General features: G+C 63.1%; 26 protein-coding genes. 14 read left to right on the top strand and 12 right to left on the bottom strand.

Going from position 1 to position 22730, the window contains the following annotated elements:
* Positions 1 to 3: 3 nt before the first annotated feature.
* On the bottom strand, positions 4 to 1137 hold the full coding sequence (gene nadA / locus BLW62_RS13515; RefSeq protein WP_090507520.1) for a quinolinate synthase NadA: 1134 nt from the start codon (positions 1135 to 1137) through the stop codon (positions 4 to 6).
* A 204-nt stretch (positions 1138 to 1341) separates the two neighbouring features.
* Here nadA and gfo6 point away from each other — a divergent pair, with 204 nt between their 5' ends.
* Positions 1342 to 2412 (top strand): D-xylose 1-dehydrogenase Gfo6, encoded by a 1071-nt coding sequence (gfo6, locus tag BLW62_RS13510; protein ID WP_090507519.1) that lies wholly within the window; start codon positions 1342 to 1344, stop codon positions 2410 to 2412.
* Between the two features lie 11 nt (positions 2413 to 2423).
* Here gfo6 and BLW62_RS13505 read toward each other — a convergent pair whose 3' ends face one another.
* Together BLW62_RS13505 and BLW62_RS13500 are read right to left on the bottom strand one after the other, a co-directional pair.
* A complete protein-coding gene (locus BLW62_RS13505; protein WP_090507611.1) occupies positions 2424 to 3407 on the bottom strand; it encodes an LLM class flavin-dependent oxidoreductase in 984 nt (327 codons plus the stop codon).
* A gap of 113 nt (positions 3408 to 3520) precedes the next feature.
* Entirely contained in the window at positions 3521 to 5086 is a 1566-nt protein-coding gene (locus BLW62_RS13500; protein ID WP_090507518.1) for an amidohydrolase, read from the bottom strand.
* Between the two features lie 127 nt (positions 5087 to 5213).
* On the opposite strand from BLW62_RS13500, the gene BLW62_RS13495 reads away from it, so the two are divergent.
* Complete coding sequence (locus tag BLW62_RS13495) at positions 5214 to 5600, top strand: hypothetical protein (protein WP_090507517.1); 387 nt, start codon at positions 5214 to 5216, stop codon at positions 5598 to 5600.
* A 53-nt stretch (positions 5601 to 5653) separates the two neighbouring features.
* On the top strand, positions 5654 to 6904 hold the full coding sequence (gene hmgA / locus BLW62_RS13490; RefSeq protein ID WP_090507516.1) for a hydroxymethylglutaryl-CoA reductase (NADPH): 1251 nt from the start codon (positions 5654 to 5656) through the stop codon (positions 6902 to 6904).
* An 89-nt stretch (positions 6905 to 6993) separates the two neighbouring features.
* On the opposite strand, the gene BLW62_RS13485 is transcribed toward hmgA, so the two are convergent.
* Together BLW62_RS13485 and BLW62_RS13480 are read right to left on the bottom strand one after the other, a co-directional pair.
* Complete coding sequence (locus BLW62_RS13485) at positions 6994 to 7350, bottom strand: hypothetical protein (RefSeq protein WP_090507515.1); 357 nt, start codon at positions 7348 to 7350, stop codon at positions 6994 to 6996.
* An 85-nt stretch (positions 7351 to 7435) separates the two neighbouring features.
* Complete coding sequence (locus BLW62_RS13480) at positions 7436 to 7960, bottom strand: DUF5817 domain-containing protein (protein ID WP_090507514.1); 525 nt, start codon at positions 7958 to 7960, stop codon at positions 7436 to 7438.
* Positions 7961 to 8095: 135 nt separating this feature from the next.
* Here BLW62_RS13480 and BLW62_RS13475 point away from each other — a divergent pair, with 135 nt between their 5' ends.
* Positions 8096 to 8434, top strand: a complete 339-nt coding sequence (locus BLW62_RS13475; RefSeq protein ID WP_090507513.1) for a cupin domain-containing protein — start codon at positions 8096 to 8098, stop codon at positions 8432 to 8434.
* A gap of 56 nt (positions 8435 to 8490) precedes the next feature.
* Here BLW62_RS13475 and BLW62_RS13470 read toward each other — a convergent pair whose 3' ends face one another.
* Entirely contained in the window at positions 8491 to 9849 is a 1359-nt protein-coding gene (locus BLW62_RS13470; protein ID WP_090507512.1) for an alpha/beta hydrolase domain-containing protein, read from the bottom strand.
* 317 nt (positions 9850 to 10166) lie between these two features.
* Here BLW62_RS13470 and BLW62_RS13465 point away from each other — a divergent pair, with 317 nt between their 5' ends.
* Positions 10167 to 11531, top strand: a complete 1365-nt coding sequence (locus BLW62_RS13465; protein ID WP_090507511.1) for an NRAMP family divalent metal transporter — start codon at positions 10167 to 10169, stop codon at positions 11529 to 11531.
* A 78-nt stretch (positions 11532 to 11609) separates the two neighbouring features.
* Entirely contained in the window at positions 11610 to 12389 is a 780-nt protein-coding gene (locus tag BLW62_RS13460) for an SDR family oxidoreductase (protein WP_090507510.1), read from the top strand.
* Between the two features lie 69 nt (positions 12390 to 12458).
* Here the strand turns inward: BLW62_RS13460 and BLW62_RS13455 are convergent, their stop codons facing one another.
* The 4 genes from BLW62_RS13455 to BLW62_RS13440 form a co-directional block, all read right to left on the bottom strand.
* Complete coding sequence (locus BLW62_RS13455) at positions 12459 to 12890, bottom strand: GNAT family N-acetyltransferase (protein ID WP_090507509.1); 432 nt, start codon at positions 12888 to 12890, stop codon at positions 12459 to 12461.
* Positions 12891 to 12966: 76 nt separating this feature from the next.
* Positions 12967 to 14049 (bottom strand): alpha/beta hydrolase, encoded by a 1083-nt coding sequence (locus BLW62_RS13450; RefSeq protein WP_090507508.1) that lies wholly within the window; start codon positions 14047 to 14049, stop codon positions 12967 to 12969.
* Between the two features lie 408 nt (positions 14050 to 14457).
* The gene (gene icd, locus BLW62_RS13445) at positions 14458 to 15720 is read right to left on the bottom strand and encodes an isocitrate dehydrogenase (NADP(+)) (protein WP_090507507.1); all 1263 of its coding nucleotides are present in this window, start codon (positions 15718 to 15720) and stop codon (positions 14458 to 14460) included.
* A gap of 231 nt (positions 15721 to 15951) precedes the next feature.
* Positions 15952 to 16233, bottom strand: coding sequence for a hypothetical protein (locus BLW62_RS13440; RefSeq protein WP_090507506.1), 282 nt, complete (start codon positions 16231 to 16233; stop codon positions 15952 to 15954).
* Positions 16234 to 16332: 99 nt separating this feature from the next.
* Between BLW62_RS13440 and BLW62_RS13435 the strand changes: the two genes are divergently transcribed.
* From BLW62_RS13435 to map, 3 genes are all read left to right on the top strand, one after another.
* The gene (locus BLW62_RS13435; RefSeq protein WP_090507505.1) at positions 16333 to 17232 is read left to right on the top strand and encodes an isoaspartyl peptidase/L-asparaginase; all 900 of its coding nucleotides are present in this window, start codon (positions 16333 to 16335) and stop codon (positions 17230 to 17232) included.
* Positions 17233 to 17312: 80 nt separating this feature from the next.
* The gene (locus BLW62_RS19125) at positions 17313 to 17447 is read left to right on the top strand and encodes a hypothetical protein (RefSeq protein ID WP_281246653.1); all 135 of its coding nucleotides are present in this window, start codon (positions 17313 to 17315) and stop codon (positions 17445 to 17447) included.
* Positions 17448 to 17517: 70 nt separating this feature from the next.
* Positions 17518 to 18414, top strand: coding sequence for a type II methionyl aminopeptidase (map, locus tag BLW62_RS13430; RefSeq protein WP_090507504.1), 897 nt, complete (start codon positions 17518 to 17520; stop codon positions 18412 to 18414).
* A 75-nt stretch (positions 18415 to 18489) separates the two neighbouring features.
* Here map and BLW62_RS13425 read toward each other — a convergent pair whose 3' ends face one another.
* Positions 18490 to 18690, bottom strand: coding sequence for a DUF7835 family putative zinc beta-ribbon protein (locus tag BLW62_RS13425; protein WP_076581476.1), 201 nt, complete (start codon positions 18688 to 18690; stop codon positions 18490 to 18492).
* A 284-nt stretch (positions 18691 to 18974) separates the two neighbouring features.
* On the opposite strand from BLW62_RS13425, the gene BLW62_RS13420 reads away from it, so the two are divergent.
* Complete coding sequence (locus tag BLW62_RS13420; RefSeq protein ID WP_090507503.1) at positions 18975 to 19514, top strand: HIT family protein; 540 nt, start codon at positions 18975 to 18977, stop codon at positions 19512 to 19514.
* A 135-nt stretch (positions 19515 to 19649) separates the two neighbouring features.
* Positions 19650 to 20054 carry a cupin domain-containing protein gene (locus tag BLW62_RS13415; protein ID WP_090507502.1) on the top strand — a complete coding sequence of 135 codons (405 nt, stop codon included), beginning with the start codon at positions 19650 to 19652 and terminating at the stop codon, positions 20052 to 20054.
* A gap of 86 nt (positions 20055 to 20140) precedes the next feature.
* Here the strand turns inward: BLW62_RS13415 and BLW62_RS13410 are convergent, their stop codons facing one another.
* Positions 20141 to 20377: a glutaredoxin family protein gene (locus tag BLW62_RS13410; RefSeq protein ID WP_090507501.1), complete on the bottom strand. Its 237-nt coding sequence runs from the start codon at positions 20375 to 20377 to the stop codon at positions 20141 to 20143.
* Positions 20378 to 20467: 90 nt separating this feature from the next.
* On the opposite strand from BLW62_RS13410, the gene BLW62_RS13405 reads away from it, so the two are divergent.
* From BLW62_RS13405 to BLW62_RS13400, 3 genes are all read left to right on the top strand, one after another.
* Positions 20468 to 20947: a redoxin domain-containing protein gene (locus BLW62_RS13405; protein WP_090507500.1), complete on the top strand. Its 480-nt coding sequence runs from the start codon at positions 20468 to 20470 to the stop codon at positions 20945 to 20947.
* A 107-nt stretch (positions 20948 to 21054) separates the two neighbouring features.
* The gene (locus BLW62_RS18745) at positions 21055 to 21195 is read left to right on the top strand and encodes a hypothetical protein (protein WP_175459748.1); all 141 of its coding nucleotides are present in this window, start codon (positions 21055 to 21057) and stop codon (positions 21193 to 21195) included.
* Between the two features lie 2 nt (positions 21196 to 21197).
* Positions 21198 to 22721 carry a glycosyl hydrolase family 28-related protein gene (locus BLW62_RS13400; RefSeq protein WP_090507499.1) on the top strand — a complete coding sequence of 508 codons (1524 nt, stop codon included), beginning with the start codon at positions 21198 to 21200 and terminating at the stop codon, positions 22719 to 22721.
* Positions 22722 to 22730: the final 9 nt, after the last annotated feature.

Raw genomic sequence — 22730 nt, 5'->3', positions numbered from 1 at the left:
GTGTTAGATCTCGAGCATGCGTTCGAGGGCGACGGTCGCGAGTTCTTTCTCCTCGGGGGCGACCTCGATCACGTTGCGTTCGCGGCCTTCGACCAGTTCCTCGAGGACCCACGTCAGGTAGTTGGGGTCGATCTGGCGCATCGCGTTGCAGTCCATGCAGGCGTCACCGCAGAGCGGGAGGACGTTCACCTCGGGATGCCAACGCTCGAGGTGCTCGGTAAGGTGGATTTCGGTGCCGATGGCCCACGTGTCACCGGGGGCTGCGTTTTCGATCGTTTCACAGATCGTCGCCGTCGAGCCGGCTTTGTCCGCGGCCTCGACGACCTCGCGGCGACACTCCGGATGGACGATAACCTTTGCGTCGTCGTGGGTGTCCCGAACCTGCTCGATGTGATCGACACGGAATCGCTCGTGGACCTGGCAGTAGCCGTCCCAGAGGATAATATTGCTCTCGGCGACGTCCGCGGCGTCTTTGCCGTCGGGGTCCCAGGGGTCCCACTCGGCGATGTCGTCTTCCATGCCCAGTCGGTAGGCGGTGTTCTCGCCGAGGTGCTTGTCGGGCAGAAAGAGGACTTTATCGCCCTTCTCGAAGGCGTACTCGAACGCTTTGTGGGCGTTCGAAGACGTACAGACCAACCCACCCTGACTGGCACAGAACGCTTTCAAATCAGCGTACGAGTTCATGTAGGTGATCGGGATGATGTTCTCCTCGGGCGCGGCGGCGGTAATTTCGGCCCACGCCGCGTCGACCTGCAGCGCTTCGGCCATTCCGGCCATCGGACACGACGCCTCCATGCTGGGAAGGATTACCGTCTGCTCGTCGTCCGTGATGATGTCCGCACTCTCGGCCATGAACGTCACGCCGCCGAAGACAACGTACTCGGCGTCCGCGTTGGCCGCCTCTTTCGAAAGCTGGTAGGAGTCACCGACGAAATCGGCGTGCTCGACGATTTCGCGTCGCTGGTAGTTGTGCCCGAGAATCACGACGTCGTCGCCGAGTTCCCCGAGTGCCGTCTCGATACGTCTCGTCCGTTCTCCCTCCTCGAGATCCCGATAGCGAGGCGGCAACTGCTCGAGGGAGTCGTATTTGAATAGACTGAGATCGGTGTCCAGCGCTGTGGTTTCCATTTTCACCATCGTGAGTCACTTTTGGGTAGTCTCACATCACATGGCTCTATTGAATAACTTTTTCCTTCGAACAACCATTTCGGTCGAATACCATCGATGGATACGGCCTTCGAATACGCGATAGTCAGTTATCGATGTTCGGAACACGTAGACGGCCGTGACGCTCTGAACGCTGTGAACTAACGATTTTTCGCTGTCGCTCGTAGGACGAGTATGGAACTCGAGGACACGTTCGTCGATTTCACGCGACGAGATTGGGAGACCGAGTCGCCCGACGGGACGGTTCGCGTCGCCGTCATCGGGATCGGCGGATTCGCGCGAACGCGAGCGCTTCCCGGCATCGCCGAGAGTTCGTACTGCGAGACGACGACGCTCGTCACCGGCTCGCCGGATCGGACGCGAGCCGTCGCCGAACGCTTCGACGTCCCACACGTCGTCGACTACGACGGATTCCTGGCCGGAACCCACGAGGAATCGTACGACGCGGTCTACATCTCGACGCCGAACGCGACCCACGGCATCTACGCGAACGCGGCTGCCGATCGAGGTGCACACGTCATCTGCGAGAAACCCCTCGAGTCCAGTCTCGAGGACGCTCAGGGAATCGTCGACGCCTGCCGCGACGCCGGTGTGACACTGATGACTGCCTACCGATTGCAGACCGAGCCGACGGTTCGACGGACGCGCGAACTCGTCCGTGACGACGTCCTCGGCGAGGTCGTGCAGGTTCACGGCGCGTTCTCACACCCGCTGTTGGAGGAGGCGAGCCCCGACTCCTGGCGACTCGATCCCGACCTCGCCGGCGGCGGCGCGCTGGTCGACCTCGGCGTCTATCCCCTCAACACGACCAGATTTATCCTCGAGCAGGATCCGACGGGAATCTACGCGACGACCCACTCGAGTGGCGACCCCTTCGAACGAGTCGACGAGCACGTCGCGTTCCAACTCGAGTTCGACACGGGCGCGACGGCCTCCTGTACGGCGAGTTTCGACGCCCACGCGAGCAGCCGACTCGAAATCGTCGGCACCGAGGGGATGATCTCGATCGCCTCACCCTTCGGCGGCGTCGTCCCGCAGGATATGATCGTCGAGAGCGGCGACCTCCGCATGGAGTACACGGGGGTGCCGGTCGACGAGGTCGGCGAGGAGTTCGACTACTTCGGCTACTGCGTGCTCACCGAGACCGATCCCGAACCCGACGGCGAGGACGGACTGGCGGACATTCGTGCGATCGAGGCGGCCTACGAATCGGCCGAAACGGGCCGCCGGGTCGACATCGACTGACCGAACACCGGCTAGAAGTGCGTCGGAGCCAGCGCGTCGATCGTCGCCTCGGTAATTTCGCTCGAGGCCGGTTCCGGAACCACGACGATCGGGTGATCGATCTCCGTCTCGGCGACGAGCGTCTCGAGTTGTTCGCGCGCGTCCTCGGGCGTCCCGGCGACGCCGAGATCCGCGAGCATCTCGTCCGTGACGGCCGCTGCGGCCTCCCGGTTGTCGCCGTTTCGCCACGCTTCGGCCACGCGTTCGGCCGCGTCGGGGTACGCCATCGCGGCCGCCCGTCTGTACCCCTCGCCGCTGCCGACGTAGTAGGCGATGTGTCGACGCAGCGTCTCTCGAGCCTCGGCTCGGTCCTCGCTGACGGCCGAGGGAACGTACGGCGCGATCGTTATTTCGTCGGGATCTCGCTCGCGTTCTCGAGCCGCGCTCGCGACCTCCTCGAAGGCCTCCTCGAGTTTCGAGAAGGGGATATTGTGGGGAATCCAGCCGTCACACAGACGGCCGACGACGCGACGGTTCGCCGGGCCGAGTCCCGCGTGGTAGATCGAAAGCGGAACGTCGAGCGCGGGGAAGTCCGCGGCCTCGAGCAGTTCGCCCTCGTACGCGACCGGCTCGCCGCCGGCGGCGGTGAACTCGCGGACGAGTTCGATGGTTTCGTGAGCTTGCCGGACGGGCCGATCGAAGGCCATCCCGTGGAGGTCCTCGACGGCCTTCGGCGTGCTGGTGCCGACGCCGAGCGTGAACCGGCCCTCGGACGCCCGCTGGAGCGACGCGGCCGTCATGGCGAGGACGGCCGGCGTCCGCGAGTAGACGTTCACGATCGCCGTGCCGAGGTCGATCTCGTCGGTTCGACAGGCCATCTCGGTGAGCTGGACGACGCTGCTCTCGCCCCAAAGTTCGCCGGCCCAGACGGCGTCGTATCCTAACTCCTCCGCGCGGACGGCGACGTCAGCCTGATCGACGTCACCGAACGACGTAACCATGAGTCCTGTGTGCATATCCGTGCCAACTATTCCCAGTACAAAAAGACGGTCGTTCGCGTAGGTGTCGACGATCGTTCGTCGCGAGGTCGCCACGCAGTCGCTCAGCAGCGTCGACGGCCACTCGCACGCTACCGCTCGAGCACGTCGTAGACGACCTCCCCGTCGACGGCCGTCATCGCCACGTCGATCTCGTCGATCCGTTCCGAGTGCTCCCACGGCGACTCCTCGAGCACCACGAAGTCGGCTCGTTTGCCGACCTCGAGCGTGCCGAGTCGGTCCTCGTCGAACCCGGCGTTGGCCGCCCCGTGCGTGTAGGCTCCCAACGCCTCAGTGACCGACAGTCGCTGGGATTCCGTGGGTGCATTGACGGCGTGGTGGACGCCGAACAGCGGATCCAGTGGCATGCCGTCCGAGCCGAACGCGAGCGGGACGCCGGCCTCGAGCACGTCTCGGAACCGATTCGTTCGATTCCGTCGCTCGCGTCCGAGTCGCTGGTCGTAGAGCCCACCCTCCTGGGCCCACCGGTGGAAATTCGGCTGCATCGACGCGACGACCCCCGCGTCCGCCATTCGCTCGAGTTGGTCGTCCGTCGCCAGCTCCGCGTGTTCGATTCGATGGCGCGACACTTCGGGATCAGCGGTGGCCTCGAGGATCGAGAGCGTCTCCTCGATCGCTTCGTCGCCGATGGCGTGGACGGAGAGCTGGAATCCCTCGTCGTCGGCTCGCGTGAGCAGCGACTCGAGGTCGTCGGGATCGACGACCCACTGGCCGCGGCCGTCGTCGCTCTCACCCGCTTGGGCGTCGTGGTAGGGCTCGGAGAGCTTCGCCGTCCGACTCCCCAGACTGCCGTCGGAGAAGGACTTGATCGCCCCCGTCTGGACGCGCTCGTCGCCCGCGTTCGTCGTCAGACCCACGTCGACGAGTGACTCGAGGTGGTCGCTCCAGTAGTCGATCCGGACGCGAAGGGGCAGGTCGCCCTCGGCCGCCAGTTCGCGGTAGACCTGTGGCGCTCTCGAGTTGCGAACTTTGTCGTGGACGCCGGTGACGCCGAGTTCGACTGCGCGCTGCGTCGCGGCCGAGAGTACGGCGTTCATCTCCTCGCGGTCGGCCGAGAGCGCCGTCCTGACGCGTTCGGCTGCGTCCTCGACGACGATTCCGTTCGGTTCGCCGTGTTCGTATCGAAGATCGCCCTCGGGCATCTCGTCCGCGAAGTGCTCGAGAGCGGCCGTGTTCAACGAGGCGGTGTGGAGGTCGACGCGCAGTGCGACGACGGGCCGTTCCGTGGCGACCTGATCGAGGTCGTCGCGCGTCAGTGGCTGTGTGCGTGTCCCCTCCCAGGCACTCTCGTCGTAGCCAAAGCCTTGCACCCACTCGCCGTCTTCGGTGGACTCGAGTCGTTCGCCCAGCAGGTTGAGACACTCCGTCGCGCTCTGGGCACTCGAGAGGTCGGCGTGGACGAGGTGTTGGCCCAATTGCTCCATGTGGGTGTGGGCGTCGACGAAGCCGGGGAGGATGATCCTCCCGCCGCAGTCGATCACGTCGGTCTCGACGCCCTCGAGGAATTCGACCTCTTCGCGTCGGCCGAGTCGGACGATTTCGCCGTCGCGAACGGCCATCGCGTCGTGAACGGTGTCGGGGTCCGTGAGGGAGTGAATCGCCGCGTCGATCAGCAGACGATCGGCAGCCTCGGTCATAGCTCACAGCGGGCGGGCAACGGGCAAAATAGTTCGGTCTGAGACGTCGAGCGTTCGACGTGAGGCGTCGATTCGGCCGCTGCATCTCGGCGCAACGTTGACCTATCCGCTCGTTGAGTGTCCGACTATGCTCGATCGAGACGGCCGCGTCGTCTTCGGGTCGCTGTTGGCGTTCGTCGTCATCCTCGGCACCTCGACGCTGATCGACGGCCAGTTCGGTGTGTCGCTGTTCGACCAACCGTTGCTCGCGTTCGTGGTGTTCGCCGGCGTCGCCATCGCGATTCCCCAACTCTACCTCGCCGTTGTGGACGACGATCCGTGGTCTCGAGAGCGCGTCCAGTTCGCGACGGTGACGACGGCCGTGCTTGCCATCGCCTTCGGTGCCGACGCCGAGGGTGGGTACTACCTCGTTATCTCGACTATCGGCGCGTGTTCGCTGCTCGGCCTCGTCGCCTACGAAGTGTACCGTTGGCACCGGCTCACGGTTGACGAGCGTCCCCAACAGACCCAGTAATCGCTCGAGTGGAATCAGCAACTGTTAGGGCATCCCACTGTCTCGACCAACGCATGACAGAGCCAGCGGACCTCGCCGAGCGCGTACGCGAGGGCGACCTTCGCATTCACGAACTCGAAGAGCACGCCGACTACGACACCGCAGTCGCGGCCCGACGGCTGGTCGTGGAGGGCGAAACGGGAACCGAACTCGACTCCATCGGCGACTACGGTTTCCCCGCGGAGGCCGCGGAGCCCAACATCGAGAACATGATCGGCGCGGCCCAGATTCCGATGGGAATCGTCGGTCCGGTCGCCGTCAACGGCGAGGCGACCGCAGCCACAGACGGCGGCGCGGCGGACGGCGAGTACTACCTCCCGCTGGCGACGACGGAAGGTGCGCTGCTCGCGTCGGTCAATCGCGGACTGGGCGTTATCTGGGACGCCGACGGGGCGACCGCTCGCGTCACGAAAAACGGCATGACTCGAGCGCCAGTCTTTCGGGTGTCGGGCGTCGCGGAAGCCGCACAGACGGTCGAGTGGGTCAACGACAACGTCGACGCGCTCCGCGAGCGAGCCGAGTCGACGACGAGTCACGGCGAACTGTTAGACGTCGAACCGTACGTCGTCGCCGACTCCGTCTTCCTGCGATTCGCCTACGACACGAAAGACGCGATGGGGATGAACATGGCGACCATCGCGACCGGCGAGGCCTGTGAACTCGTCGAGGCCGAAACGCCCGCGTCGCTCGTCGCGCTCTCGGGCAACCTCTGCTCGGACAAGAAGCCCGCCGCGATCAACGCCGTCGAGGGTCGCGGCCGATCGGTTACGGCCGACGTACTCATTCCGGGCGAACTCGTCGAAGACCGCCTCCACACGACCCCCGACGCCATCGCCGAGGCGAACACTCGCAAGAACCTCACCGGCAGCGCCAAAGCCGGCGCGCTTGGATTCAACGCTCACGCGGCCAACGTCGTCGCCGCCGCGTTCCTCGCGACGGGCCAGGACGAAGCCCAGGTCGTCGAGGCCGCCAACACCATCACGACGATGGAAGCGCGAGAGCGCGAGGACGGCACGACCGACCTCTACGCCAGCGTCTCGCTGGCCTCCCTCGAGGTCGGGACCGTCGGCGGCGGGACGAAGCTCCCGACCCAGTCGGAAGCCCTCGAGGTGCTCGGTCTCCGCGGTGGCGGCGACCCCGCCGGATCGAACGCTGACGCGCTCGCGGAGATCATCGCCGTCGGCACGCTCGCCGGCGAACTCTCCTTGCTCGCGGCGCTCGCTTCGCGGCACCTGGCGAGCGCACACGAAGACCTCGGTCGGTAACCGTCCGTCCTTCTAGTCACAAACTGTCTGGTCTTTCTGGTCGCAAACTGTTTCGTCCTCCTGGTCGATACTCCCTCTTAGCTCCCTTCTTAGCCCGCGAGTTCGGGGGTCTCCTCTCGAGCGCGAATCGTCACGACGGCGATGTAAGCTCCGCCCGCGGCGAGCAAGAGGTAGCCGCCGAGGGTCTGCGGGCCGCTGGTTGCCGGTGCGACGAGAAAGAGACCGACCGCGGCGACGCCGTTGGCGACTGCGAAGTCCCGTCGACCGTAGGCACCGTGAAGAATCGCGAGCGCGGCGAACGTCGCACCGAAGGCGCTGATCGCCAGATTCGTCGCCTCGATGCCGAGGACCGTTCCGTCGGCGAAGCTTCCGTAGGCGTAGAGCACCAGCGCCACCACCGTCCCGATACCGATGACCGTCCCCTGCACGTCCTCCGACTCGTCCATTTGCCCGTCGTTGGGACGCCCGGTGCAAAGCACTGGCGCTCTGTCGTCGACGTGGGCGACGGGTGAAACTGCCGTATTTCGTATCTCAGAGTCGACGGTACCGACCCCGACTCTCGCTGACCGTCCCGCGCCGAACGAGCTTCTCGAGTGCGTCCCGGACGTACTTCGCCGAGACGCCGCGTTCGCCCGCGTACTCGATTACCTCGGATTCGGTCGGCCGCTCGAGATTCTCGAGTGCTTGCTCGACGATTTCCTTCTTGCTCCCACTTCGGGTCGGCCTGCGCGGGTCTCGCTCGCCTGCCGCGTCGACTTCCTCGACATCGAGGCCGGACTCTTCGAGGTAGGTCTCGTCGTCGACGACGCCCTCCGACACGGTCTCCTCGAGTTCGTCGTAGGAATCCAGTCTGGCAAACGCCTCGCCTTCCCCCTGGCGGTTCGCGAGCATAGACGCGCGGACGTCTCGCGCGTGACTCGCGTCTTCGGTTTCGACGAACTTCTTGCGCTTCTCGTAGCCGCGGCGAGACCCACAGCGCGGACACTGGGTCGTCTCCGAACGTCCCTCGATGATCCAGAGGTTCGAACACTCGCTACAGCCGACGACGGCGTACATGTCTCGAGGTGGACGGGGCTCGTAGTTCAACCTTCGGCACGCGGGGTGAAAGTGAACGACTGCGCGCCGGTCGACCGGCGTGGCTCGAGTCCGACGTGGTGAACGTATTAGGCGATCCGACGCGAGACGTATCGTATGGAACGCGTCTCACTCTCCGACCTCGAGCCCACGGAAGCGGCAGACGGCGTCAATCTGGCGGTGATGGCCGGCAGCGAGTCGATGAACGTCCAGCACTTCGAGATCGAACCCGGTGCGGTCGTCGAGACACACAGCCACCCCCACGAACAGACCGGCTTCATCTACGAGGGCGAAGTGGTCTTCGTCTCCGAGGACGACGAGGTCGTCTGTGGCCCCGGTGACTCTTACGCGATTCCGGGCGAGCAACCGCATGCGGCTGAAAACCGCGGCGACGAGCCGGTCCGCGGCGTCGACATCTTCAGCCCGCCTCGAGAAAATCCGAGCTGGCAGGAGTGAGAGCGTCCGAGTTCAGGCCGTTTCGGACTGTCTGTGATCTGCTCGTTCGGTCGGCGTTACTTCCCGATCGATGAAGCCTCGGCTCGAGCGAGCAACGCGTCGGCGTCGGCAGGTAACAGATAGCCGTCGTCGACGGCTGCTTCGGTCGCCTCCCGAATCTTCGCGACGTAGGCCTTGTGCGTTGGATACAGCCTTTCGAGTTCCGACTCCTCGAGCCGGAACGTCTGGCCGTAGCTGTCACACGAACGCGCGTCGTAGAACGCGACAGGGACGTCGATCGGTGGCAGTCGGAGCCCACCCTTGGCGTTTCCATACTCGTCGGTGACAACCTCGACCGTCCCGTCGGATGCCACGTCTCGTTCGATTCGGGGTGCAGCGGGCGGCTCTTCGTTCCGTTTCACCCACTCGTTCACGTGTGACAGTCCAGATTTGTAGGCGTAGCGCATCGGGAAGTAGTTGCCCTGACAGTCGCCGTAGTCGGCGTCTGCACGCTCGCCGTACTGGCCCGCCTCGAGTGGATCCCAGCCGGGGTCGTCTCCCTCGAAGTCGCGAACGTCCATCGCGCCGGCCCAGGCCATGAGCCAGTAATTGATGTGGGAGGTTCCAGTCACTTCCCACAGTTTGAACAGGCCGGAGTCGGATCGGCGCACCCTGTCCGCTTCGTCCTCGCTCACGACCCACAGAACGGGGACGAGGTCGTCGCGTTGGTCCGCTGGCTCTTCTGGGGTGTGGGTAGTTGCGAACGGCAGGAATCCATCGACGAGCCCGTGCGTTTCCTGAATTTCGTTGAGGTAGTATCGCAGGTACTGGGCCGACTGTGACATCCCCGTCGCGATCACGTGTTTGACGTTGAATCCGGCCATCGGATCCGGTTTCGGTCGGGGACGCGTCTTGATCGCTCGAATCGCCTGCGAGAAGATATCGTAGGAGTAGACGTCTCCGGGGTGGTGTAGGTCTCCGTACCGTTCTGGGTTCCCCGTTCGGAGGTCTTGGTCCGTCGGTGAGTCGTCGACACCGACTTTCTGTGCCGATGCGATTACCACTGCGTAGCCCTCACGCATCGCGTAATCGAACGTGTTGATCCAGGCGACGGGCGAATCGCGCCCCGTCGACACGTTCGGCCACTCGATCAACGCCGTTCCGTTGAAGTCACGACGGTGTTTGGGTCGATAGACGAGCAGTCGCGTCTTGTACTTCGCGTTCGCCCTCGGGGGCGCTTCGCGTTCGTCGATGGGGTACGGATTCGGTGGCCCAAGTGGCTGTGCGTCGCCAGAAATGAGGTACTCCGATTCGGTATATCCGTACTCCTCGATGTCGTGAACGGCGCTCGTCTGCGGGACTCCGTCAGTGATCGGTCCCTCGAGCGTCGGTGTTGTGGCATCACGCCGCTTCCCACCCGCCACCGATCCGACCATAACCGAGCCTGCAGCGGTTACTGACAGCCCGCCGAGAACGGCTCGCCGCGTCGACGCAATGGGGTGCTCCTTCGAATACTTCTCACGGTTCGTTGCTCCTGACTCAGTGTTCGTCTCTCGATTTGTCATCTCTATTACTACACAATTTATCATTGAAAATAGTATTAAGCGTGGCTCTCGGCTTCATTCCACGATTCTTTCACAGTTACTACAACTGAAAAAAGGGACAATCCTCAGTCATCACTAGTACGTCTGTGAAGTAACCAGTTACTGAGGAATACCACGGAGTTATATACTCGAGTTGGCAACGAAAGTCGATGGCAACTGAATCACGATCGTCCGACTCGTGGGGTGTCGGACGCGTTGGATCGTATCTCGAGCGATTAGGGCCGACGTGGCTCGCCGGCGCGATTGCGGCGGGTCCGGCCACGATGGTTAGCCTGTTAGTCGCCGGGGCGAGTTTCGGCTACTCCATGCTGTGGGTCGTCGTCCTCTCGGCAATTTTGGGCACGCTCGGGCAGTATCTCGCGATGCGACTGGGAATCCTGACCGAGGCCGGGATCGTCACCGTCGTCGAGGAGCGACTGGGGTCGTTCTGGGCCTGGGTGCTCGTTGTCGACGTCGTGTTAGCTGCCGGGTTCGCCCAACTCGCGATCATGGGAACGCTGGCAGACGTCAGCGCGACGATTGTGGCAAACGCAGGCGTCAGCGTCGCTGCACTGACCGATCCGCGCTTCTGGGGCGTTACCTGGGCGGTCATCCTCGCGCTCGGACTCGCCGGCGGCGGCTACCGACTCGCCGAACTCGGCGCGAAAGTGCTCGTCTCGTTCGTCGTCCTCGCCTTCGTCGCCTCGCTGTTCGTCGTCCCGCTCGAGCCCGCGGCGGCGATCTCCGGACTCGCGCCGGAGATGCCCGGCGGTATCGACGGTGCGGTCGTCGCAGCCGGCGTCCTCGGCGGCGGCGTCCACATCACGCTGTTGACGATGCAGAGTTACACGATGCGGGCGCGCAACTGGACCGAGGGAGATCGAGACATCGCAACCTTCGACGTCGTCAGTTCGATGCTCGTGGCGTTCGGTATCTTCAGCGTCGCTGTCTTCCTCGTCGCGGCGAGCGTGCTGCCGGAAGCCGGCGTCGATCCGGCGACGCTCGACGAGATTCAGGCCGCCGAAGCCCTCGGTCCGATCGCCGGCGAGCACGCGACCTGGATCTTCCTCGCCGGATTGCTCGGCGCGGCTGTGTCGACACTCGGTGGCAACACGATTGTCCCGCCGTACCTCCTCGCCGACAAACTCGGTTGGGAGCAGTCGGTCGAGGATAGTCGCTACCGCGTTGCCATCGTCGCCGTCGCACTACTCTCCTCGCTCGGCGCGTTCTACGAGGGTGGATTCTTCAACCTGCTCGTGCTCGTCCTCGCGTTCGGACTCGTCGGCACGCCGTTCGCCCTCGCCGTCATCCTCTACTTGCTCAACGACCCCGAGGCCGTCCCCGAGACGAACTCGAGGCTGCTCAACGTCGGCGGACTCGCCCTGTTCGGCGTCGCAACCGTGCTCGCGGGTGAGTTCGTTCTCGACGAACTCGAGACGATCACTGAACCCGCCTCGGCGTTCGTCGTCGCCTTCGCCCTCGCGATGACGGTCGCGACGCTCGGACTCGCCGTCCGGTACGTCAGAGACCGATAACGGAGACCGCTGACGCGGCCGCGATGGTCGAATTCAGCCGGACGAACGTTCAAGGTACATGCCACCAATGGTCGTGGCATGTCCTCACCTGATGACGAGGGGTCACCGACGGTATCCGAAGCAGACAACGAACTCGCCGACGACGTAATTGTCGTCACGGGCGCGAGTCGCGGTCTGGGTCGCTCAATGGTCGAACGATACGCAGAGGAGGGTGCTCGCGTGACGCTCACTGCCCGCGACGAAGATCGATTGGAAGAAATCGCGGCCGACCTCCCGACCGAATCGCTCGTCGTGCCCGCTGACGTCCGCGACAGCGACGACGTTGCGAACGTTATCGACCGAACGATCAACGAGTTCGGTCGCATTGACACGCTCGTCAACAACGCGGGCGTGAGTCTCCTCGGCATGCAAGACTCGAGGAACGGCCTCGTGGACGTCTCCGAGGAAGAGTGGGACACGGTTCTCGAGGTCAACCTCAAGGGTGTCTTCCTGTTCACCCGCGAGACGCTGCCCCACATGTACGAGCAGGGCCAGGGCAACATCATCAACATTTCTTCCGGCCTCGGTCGGCGTGCCATCGCTGGAGCCGGCAGTTACGTCAGTTCGAAGTGGGGTCTCGAGGGACTCACCCGAACGACGGCGCTCGAGACCGAAGGGGAGGGAATCAACGTCAACGCGTTGGATCCGGGCGGCCGCGTCAACACCGATATCTGGGCCCACCTGCCAGAAGAGGAGCGACAGCAGATCCTCCAGCCGGACGTAATGGACGACGCTGCCGTCTTGCTCGCCGCACAGGACCCCCACGCTATCACCGGCGAGTCGATGGCCGCACAGGAATGGGAGGAACGACTCGAGTAACGACGAGCCTCGCAGTTCACTCGTGACGTTGTCAGTCCGCCGTTCGCGTAAGCCAAGAACGCTCGTCGATTATTCGAGGGGCTTTCGCATCTTCACGTGCGGAATGCCCGCTTCTTCGAACTCTTCGCCGTAGCGTTCGTATCCGAGCGTTCGATAGAACTCCGCAGCATGCGTTTGCGAGTGGAGTTTGAGCGACTCGAGTCCCTCACTTCTCGCTTCGGTTTCGACGACGTTCATCACCGTCCGCCCGACGCCGTCCTCACGGTAGGAGGCCAATACGGCGACACGTTCGACCTTTCCGACCCCCGAGTTGGGCTTCCGGAGGCGAGCGGCACCGACTGGCTCGCCACCGTCGTAGGCGACGAAGTGCGTCGACTCGTCCTCGTGCTCGTCGTACTCGAGGTCCTCGTCGACGCCTTGCTCCTCGACGAAGACGACCTGCCGGACCGCGAACGCGTCCTCGCGTTCCCCTGCTGTCTCGACCGTTCGTACCTCGACCATTACGCTCTCGTTCGAACTGCCGTACCGAGAGCGTTACGACACTGCGAGGAGGGCAGTGGGGAGTACGACCCTCCTGTCAGTGCTGTCGCTGGAAGTCGTGTACCGCGTGGAAGAACTCGTGGCGGGTTCGCTCGAGGAAGCTAAAGTGTGTTCCGCCCGCAATCTCGCGGTATTCCTTTCGGTCGTCGGCCGCACCGACGGCGTCGTAGAGGTTCAACGCACCCTCCCGGGAGATGGTCTCGTCGCTCGAGGAGCGGACGACCAGCGTCGGGTCGGTGATCTGTTTCGGGTGGTACTCACGTTCCTGGCGAACGAGCGGCGCGATGATCGTCTCTGCAGCGTTCGATTTCGACGCCGACTCGAGAGCCTGCTCGCTCTCGAAAATGGCCTGCCAAACGGCGGTTTGGATCTCCGAAGCCGTGAACAGTCCTCCGCCGATCCACTCGTCGTGATCCCTTCCCTCCGGAATTTCGCCGGTCCAGCCCGCGAGAAATTCCTCTCGTTGGTGTGGCAGATACGCTGGCCCGTCCGGATCCGCGCCCACCTCGAGCGTGTCGAAGGATCCGCCCGCGAGCGTGACGGTTTCGTAGCCGGGGTCGGCGAGTTCGTAAACCGCTCGGCCGCGCCAGGTGCCTCCGGACAATCCGACGTAGTGGATGCGCTCGAAGCCGCGGTCCTCGCGCAGCCAGCGCGTCACCTCGAGCAAATCGCGTGCCTCGCGTTCGAACGAGAGCGGGGGCGTGTTCGCCTCCGGGGGTTCGCTGTACTCGCGTGGTGGCTCCGACTCGCCGTAGCCGCGCATATCGGGGGCGAAAGCTGCTTGCCCGCGCGCCGCGGCGTCGGGTAACCACCCGAAGTCCTTCGCGACGGGCGGGTCGAACATCGGGACGCCACCGTAGGTCATCCCGTGGACGAAGAGCACGGCTTCCTCGGGGTCCTTGGGCGACCGTTCCCAGACGCGTAGCCGATGACCGTCGTCCATCTTCAGGTCGTGGGCCGGCGGTTTCCACGACGGACGCTTTCGGTTCTCGTTCGGTTCGTCTCGAGTGTCGTCACGGTGACTCGAGGCTGTTACGCCGGTGGTTCCGACGAGCGTCGTTCCAACGGCCCCAGCGAGGAACGCTCGGCGGGGTGTCGGTAGCATGTCGCGGGTTGGCATACGTGTCAATTCGCTACAATTCCGTGTCAGCGAATAACAGTATTCGATGGTTCCACGAACGCTACGTCAGGGTTCTAGCACGGTCTCGATAGCCGACAAATCGGCTCGAGGTACTCTCCGGGGACTGACCGTTATCATCCGCCATTGCCGTCACTGCCTTCGAGAACCTTCGCTGTCGAGTCGTGGACACTCGAGAACGGGCTCGACGAACGTCACGGGCCAGAGTGACGACAACCCAAAGACGGCAACGAAAAATGGTCGACCGAAGCGACCTACCTGTCCGAACAGTTGGCATACGCCAGCTGTTCGATGTTCTGGCGGCTCCGTCGCCAGAGGACGAGAACCGTTCGACGAACGGTTCTCGATATCGTCAGAACGCGGTGCGTTCTGACTGCTCGAAAAACCGGCTTACGCCAGTTTTTCGATGTTCGCGACGACTTCGTCGGCGTACTCGCTGGTTGCGAGTTTCTCGGCGTCCTCGAGCTGTCGTTCGAGGTCGTAGGTGACCTTACCCGAGGAGATGGTCTCCTCAACGGCGTCGCGCACGAGGTCCGCGGCGTCGTTCCAGCCGAGGTACTCGAGCATCATGCGACCCGAGAGGATCATGGCGGTCGGGTTGACCTTGTCCTGACCCTCGTACTTCGGTGCGGAGCCGTGAACTGGCTCTGCGAGGAGTCGACCGTCGCCGAAGTTCGAACCGGGGGCGATGCCGAGCCCACCGATCTGTGCGCCGGCGGCGTCGGACATGTAGTCCCCGTTCAGGTTCATCGTCGCGATGACGTCGTAGTTGTCCGTTCGGGTCAGCAGCTGCTGGAGCATGTTGTCGGCGATGCGGTCGTTGACGACGAGCGTGTCGTCGTCGGCCTCGCCATCCTGCTCCTCCCAGAGGGTGTCCTCGGTGATGACCTCGTCACCGTACTCTTCTTCGGCGACCTCGTAGCCCCAGTCGCGGAACTGGCCCTCGGTGAACTTCATGATGTTGCCCTTGTGGACCAGCGTGACGGAGTCGCGGTCGTGTTCGAGGGCGTAATCGATAGCGCGGCGGACGAGTCGCTTCGTGCCGAACTCCGTAATCGGCTTGACGCCGATACCGACGGGACCATCGTGGATGACGTCGTCTTCGCCCATCTCGTCTTCGACGAACTCCTTGACTTCCTGGACTTCGTCGGAACCGGCTTCCCACTCGATGCCGGCGTAGACGTCTTCCGTGTTCTCTCGGAAGGTGACCATGTCCATCTGCTCGGGCTCGGAGACGGGGGATGGAACGCCCTCCATGTGGTAGGTTGGGCGGACGTTCGCGTAGAGGTCGAGCAGTTTTCGCAGGCCGACGTTCAGCGATCGGAAGCCAGCGCCGACGGGCGTCGTCAGCGGACCCTTGATCGCGACGCGGTGTTCCTTGATGGCCTCGACGGTCTCGTCCGGCAGATTCTCGTCGTACTTCTCTCGAGCGGATTCGCCGGCGTAGACGCGCATCCAGTTGATGTCGCGACCGGTCGCCTCTGCGGCTGCCTCGAGGACCTTCTGTGCGGCGGGGCCGACGTCGCTGCCCACACCGTCACCGTAGATAATCGGGATAATCGGGTTGTCAGGCACCTCGAGTTCGGTTTCGGTACCTTCCTTCAGCGTGATCTTCTCCCCTTCGGAAGGGACTTCGATCTTGTCGTAGCTCATCTCGTGTGTACGGTTCTTCGATGGGGGTAAAAGGTCTCCCATTTCTATCGACGGACGACGAACAGTTGACGACACGCCCGAAGAGCCACACACAACTCGAAAAGTTCGAGCTTTTCACCCGATTCGGTTGTCGAAGCGCAACTTCCCATCGGCTGTATTGTTCATTATATAAGATGTCAGAGACGGGCGAGCGACGAAATTCGCGTCAGGACGCGTTGGACAGTTGAGGGTTCAGGACGCGTTTGACAGTTGAACAGTGTTCCAGTATCGGACCATCACCGCGACACCCGCGCCGACGATGCAGGTGCCGATGAGTGCCAGTAAGGCTTGCCCGACGGGTGAGAACCACCCTTCCTCGAGTGCAGCCCAGAACGTGGCGAGCACGGTAATGCCGACGACGACGAGCACGGACCCGATATCGACCCAGTCTCGCTGTGCATTGAGCACCAGTCGACCGATCGCAATCACTGCCATCGCCCCGCAGAACGCGGCGAGAATCACGACTGGTGTCATTGTCGTCAGCGGTACACAGGCCGCTGTGGTAAGTGTAGGGATTTCGGCGTGACGAACCGATAAACCGTTCCTGTCGGAGTGACCCACTGGAAGCTACGTATGCAGGTACTCGTTCACGGCGGCGCTGGCAGCGATCCTGACGACCCCGAATCCCGGCAGACGGTCCTCGACCGCGCCGCAGACGTCGGAGCATCACAGACGACCCCCGTCGACGCGCTCGAGGCCGCCGTCGCCGTCCTCGAGTCGGACCCACGATTCAATGCCGGCGTCGGCAGCGCGGTCCAGAGCGACGGCACGATCCGCACGGACGCGGGAATCATGACCGACGACCGGGAGGTCGGCGCGGCCTGTTCGATGCCGAACGTCGAACACGCGCTGGGCGTCGCGCGAGTCGTCATGGAAGAGACTCCACACGGCTTCGTCTCGGGCGAACACGCCGTGTCCCTCGCCGAGGCGTTCGATATCGAGACCGGTGTCGACCTCTGGTCCGAACGCACCCGCGGACAGTGGACCGACCTCGAGGCACCCGACGGCGACGCTGGCGACCACCTCGAGTGGATCCGCGAGCGCTACGGCCAGTCGGACCCGGGCGGTCGTGCCGAAGACAGGAATCCGAAGGATCACGACACTGTCGGCGCAGTCGCGTTCGACGGCAACTCACTCGCTGCGGCGACCTCGACTGGCGGTCGGTGGCTCGCGCTCGCGGGTCGCGTCGGAGACGTTCCGCAGGTCGGATCGGGCTTTTACTGCTCGCCTGCGGCGGCCGTCAGCGCGACCGGTGCCGGCGAAGATATCGCTCGCGTCACGCTCTCGAGACGCGTCGCCCGACACGTCGAGCGCGGTCGAGACGCCCAGGACGCGGCGAGGACTGCGATCGAGGAGTTTGCCGAACTTACCGGTGCGACTGCAGGCGTCATCGCGATCGACGCGCAGGGCAATCTGGGGTCGGCGTACAACAGCGATGCGATGCAGACCGCTCGAGCGACGCGTCACTCGTAAACAATCCACGCGGCACCCCTCGAAATTTTCGACGATCGACGTGAAGTAGTTTTATTATTGTCGTTCCCGTCGTCGGACGTATGCTCGAAACGCCGTATTACGCCTCACGTCAGTGTCCGCAGTGTTCGTCGACGCTCTCGAACGTCCAAGGTCTCGCTGCGTGTCCGGAGTGTGAGTGGATCGACGCCGACGCTCGCGTTCAGCCGTCGGTTTGAACAGCCGACGGGGTCGATGACGCCGACGAGAGACGGAACCTCTTTTTGTCGACCGGTACAACCCCGACCCATGGCCGAATCCGAGGTGGACCTCGAGTCCGAGATGTACGAAAAGCACCGCGAAGCAGGGGAGATTCTCTCGCAGGTGCGCGAAGAGACTGCCGAGCGCGTCGAGGTCGGCGCGAGCCACCTCGAGATCGCAGAGTACGCCGAGGATCGGATCCGCGAACTCGGCGGGAAACCAGCGTTCCCCGTCAATATCTCCATCGACGAAGAGGCAGCCCACGCGACGCCGTCGATCGACGACGAGTCGACTTTCGGCGAGGAGATGATCAACCTCGACATCGGCGTTCACGTCGACGGCTGGCTCGCAGACACGGCGATTACCGTCGACCTCTCCGGGAATCCCGAACTCGCCGAGGCACCCGGAGAAGCCCTCGAGGCCGCGATCGACGTGATCGAGCCGGGCGTCGAGACGGGCGAGATCGGTGCCGAAATCGAGGACGTCATCGACGGCTACGGCTTCAACCCAGTCGTCAATCTGACGGGCCACGGACTGGGGCACTGGGAACAACACACCAGTCCGAACATCCCGAACCGCGCCGTCTCCCAGGGCACGGAACTCGAGGCTGGCGACGTCGTCGCGATCGAGCCGTTCGCGACCGACGGCGGCGGCAAGGTCACCGAGGGTGCCAGCGAGGAAATCTTCTCCCTCGAGCGTGAGGGTTCCATCCGAAACCGGCAGGCTCGGAACGCACTCGAGCAGATCACCGAAGAATTCCGCACGCTACCGTTCGCGACGCGCTGGCTCGAGACGGATCGAGCCGAGATGGCGCTGCGCCGACTCAAACGCAACAACATCGTCCACGGCTACCCGGTTCTCAAAGAGGACGACGGCTTCCTCGTCAGCCAGAAAGAACACACGATCATCGTCACCGAAGACGGCTGTGAAGTGACGACTGCATAAGCAGACTGTCAGCAGTGAGCGCTATTCACTGCTACTGATAGATTGACTAACTACAGATGCTCTCCCTGCGCAACGTTAGGCGTTGTTCATTCGCTGACTCGAACGGGACCCACACCGTTGACATTCGGCGACGCGGTACGGCTCGCGGGAGAACTCGGCGTTTTCTTCCTTTCCACTTTCCGTTCGGAGCTGGACGGACACTTCGTGGAGCGTCTCGAGGTCGCAGTCGTCACAGTGTTCAGTTAGCCCGTTGACAGAGTCGTCAGTCGTTGCCATTAATCCACTTCTTCTGATAGGGGGGACTTAAAACCCCCCTTTGATTCGGACCGGTATGTGGATCATATGATAGAACGACACCGAAGTGGCCCTCTCCGCCACAAGAGGTGTTGATAGTCACGTATAGCAAACCTTCTACTAATCGTTGCTACCGTACAGTCACTCCTTGGAAACCCCTCGACCGTACTAATTTGGTATTCGATATCATCCTCCGATGGAGACTAATGTTCGATCTAACCGGCCGGAGTAAAACGTTTTAGGCGGCTCTCGAGTGGGTGGAGGATATGGAGCAGGTCTTTGCACCGTGGCGAATCGAGTGGATCAGGCGCGAGGAGAAAAACCCCGATATCGACGAGTGCGTCTTCTGTGAACTGCCGGCTCTCCCCGCCGAGCGGGACAATTTGCTCGTCGCGCGCAGCGAACACGCCTTCGTCCTCTTGAACAACTACCCCTACAATCCGGGCCATACGATGGTAATTCCTCACGCACACACCGGCTCGTACAGCGACCTTACCGACGAGCAACTGCTCGATCACGCCCGCTTGAAACAGCGAACGTTCGACGCTCTCGAGGTCGCACTCGAGCCAGACGGCTTCAATGCGGGCTTGAACCTCGGTGATGGCGCGGGTGGGTCGATCGGTGACCACCTCCACACCCACGTCGTCCCGCGCTGGCAGGGCGATACCAACTTCATGCCCGTCCTCAGCGATACGTCGGTGATCGTCGAGGCACTCGAGGAGACCTACGGGCGCGTCCACGATGCATTCGCGGCTCAGGAGGGTGCGACGGTTCCCGACGACGAGCGTGCAGTCGTCTTCGAGTGAGTTGTTTTCGCGGCCGACTCGGATCACGTTCGCACCCGAAACGGACTCGAGCGCTCGAAATCGAGCACCCAAAAGCAGCAATCGATGCCGGTCGACTGTACACTTTTGACACTCGTTGTCGTGCACTATTGTAGCATGGAGTACGAGGTCGTACACACCGACGACGTTCCGCTCACTGATCTCTCCGAGACCGACGACGTCCCGCCGGACCTACAAATTCGGGCGCTTGACGAGGTTCTCGACACCGACGACGTACAACTCAAACTCTGGTATTTCGAACCCGGCGAGGAGATCCAGTATCACGCCCACAGTGAACAGGAAGAGATTTTCTACGTCCTCGAGGGAGAGTTCTCGTTGAAACTCGGCCGATCGGGCGAGGAGGAGTTCGTGGAGGCCGACGCGGGAACGTTCTGGATCGCCAAACCAGAGATCGGCCACGGCCACCGCAACGTCGGCGACGAGCAGGGCGTCGTCCTCGCAATCGGTGCCCCAGCCGTCGACGACCCGGGGTTGGATCCACACGGAATCGACGACGAGTAACGCGGAGTCGACGGCGAGTGACGCGGTGCCGACGACGAGCGACACGGAACCGGCGGCGAATAGCGCGAACGGCCGTTTCCAGCGGTTCAGGCGTACGTCGAATCGAGGTACTCGAGAATGTGTTCTGATTCGGCCATCGTCACACCCTGCTCGTCGTCGACGACGATGGGAACCTGCCGTTGGCCGGAGATTCGTTTGACTTCGTTTCGTCGCGAGTGAAGTCCCTCTACCCAGACGCTCTCGTAGTCGACCGCGAGTTCCTCGAGGCGATCGACGACGAACTCGCAGTACGGACAGCCCTCCAGTCGGTACAGCGTGACCATAGACGGGAGTTCGCCGCGGGTCCCCAAAAGCCTGTGTGCGTGTCTGCCGCAGAACGGACGTTTTTGTCTCCCCGCCGTGAGTTTCCGAGCATGCCACCGACGGCGGGCGAGACGATTTCGGACTTCGAGGCACCGCTGTGTGACGGGGAGACGTTCCGATCGACGGCGCTTTCGGACGCCCTCGGGCCCCGCGGCGGCGTCGTGATCTGTACGGGCTTTGCGTTCAGTGCGATCGCACAGAACTGGTGGAAGCGCTTCGTTCGCGCCGGCTGGGACGAGTTCGACGACGTCTCGGTACTCGGTATCAGCCGCGACGGGCCCTACGCCCAAAATGAGTTCCTGCGCTGGTTGGACCGACCCGACTTCCAGTTCTTCGCGGACGTGAACGGCGCGATCAGCGACTCCCTCGAGTTACTCGAGTCGCGCGAGCACATGGCGAACGTCTCGACGCCGTGGCGGTCGGCGTTCGTCCTCGACGCCGACCTCGAGGTGCACTACGCCTTCGTCGCCGACGACTGGATCTCACCGTTACCACGGGAAGAAATCGAACGCGCTGTCGAAGGGTTGTAACCTCGTGCCATCGAGACATTGACTGACGGTAGCGCACTTTGGGTGGGACGCTCTTGGTCAATTCGGGACATGAGTATCTTTATGCGCCATCGAGATAGCCAGATGATATGAAACGTACCGAGCTACGGCGGCGAGACCTTCTCGTCGCCGTTTCGGGCGGGTGTGTGGCTCTCGCAGGCTGTTCGGAACTCTCGGCCACCCGAGCCGGATACGGAGCGGCGTACGGAAACGAATACGGGGCCGATTGAGTGTGGCCGACGAAACGCCGCGACTCGGATTGGGGACGTACGAGCCGGGAGACGAGTGGGATCACACTGACACGGTCGAGGCGCTCGACGAGCACGCACTGGTTCGTGGGCCCATCGCCGACCGGCCGGTAGAAGGCGAGTACGATGACGAACTCTACCACGCGACCGACCAGGGGATCACCTGGCGCTGGGATGCCTCGAGCGAGGACTGGGCGTATTTCGGCGGTCGCGGAAGCGCCGACCATCCGGTACCTGGAACGAGTTACTTCGAGGAGACGAGCGTCGAAACGGCGAGTCTCGTCGACGCACGGACCGAGGAAACTCCCGTCTGGAACGTCGAGGCACACGGCATCGAAGGTGACGGCACAACTGACGTCGGACAGACCGTCCACGATCTCCTCGAGACGGTCGCCAAGGCCGGGGGCGGTATCGTGTACTTCCCGCCCGGACGGTACCGCCTCGAGCGGACGCCGCTGATTGGTGACGAGACGATTGTACTTGGTGCCGGTCGCTCGACGGTCCTCGAGGGGGTGCGCGCAGATGGTAACGAAGGGTTTGCGCTCCTCTCCAACGTGGGCTACGACGCGGGCGGGTACGACGGCGCGTCGAACTGGGGCGTCTGTAACGTCCGGATCGACTCGCCGGCGACGAACGGAATTCTGCCCGCACACGCGGAGAACGTCCGGCTAGAACAGATCTACGGCGACGCCATCTACTACCACCACATCGACGTCGTCTCGTCGAAAAACGTGGTCGTGGACGGCTACTGGGCGACGTGTGGCGGGGAGGGCGACTCGGACGCGCCGATTCAGTTCGACAATCAGGTCTCCGGGACGGCTGCGAACGGGATCTGGGACGGGAAACGTGATGCGCGTGCGAACGACGACGGCACCCCGACCAGCAACTGTACCCTGAAGAACTTCGAAATCGATCCGACGAACGATCCGGAGTACGGGATCCACATCCACCGCGACGGAAACGAGTCGATCACGATTTCGGATGGCCACGTCACCGGCTGTCGACACTCGGCCATCAGGTCGGACCCTGGCGATCTAATCGACGATCTGACGATCGAAGGCGTCTCGTGTCTCGACAACGCGAGAGGCATTTCGTTGGGTCACGTCGAGAGCGGACGGCGAGCGCTGACGATCACGAACGTCACGATCAGAACTGACGACAGTGAATTGGCATCGGGTTCGGGGCTGTACGCGAGCGGATTCGACGGCACCTCAATTTCGAACCTCATCGTCGACGGCCCGTTCACGAATTCGATTATCTTCGACGATATGGACGACCTGAAGCTGAGCACGGTTACAGCGAGTGGTGCGGACCACCAGGCGTTCCGATTCCGGGAGAACGCCGAGGCGACACTAACGACCGCTCGAGCGGCGAAGTGTGGCACCGTGGGCATCTATTCGGGACCCGAGAGCAGCGTGGCCTACGGTGGTATCACGTTCGACGATGTCGGGGAGGAAGTCGTCGTCGACGGCGAGATTCGGGAGTGGGTTATGTCGTCATCGTCGTAAGAGCGTTTT

Source organism: Natronorubrum sediminis (genome assembly GCF_900108095.1).
GTDB classification, from domain to species: domain Archaea; phylum Halobacteriota; class Halobacteria; order Halobacteriales; family Natrialbaceae; genus Natronorubrum; species Natronorubrum sediminis.
Note: the sequence above shows the minus strand (reverse complement) of the source record. Positions and strands in the feature narration are given on the sequence as shown.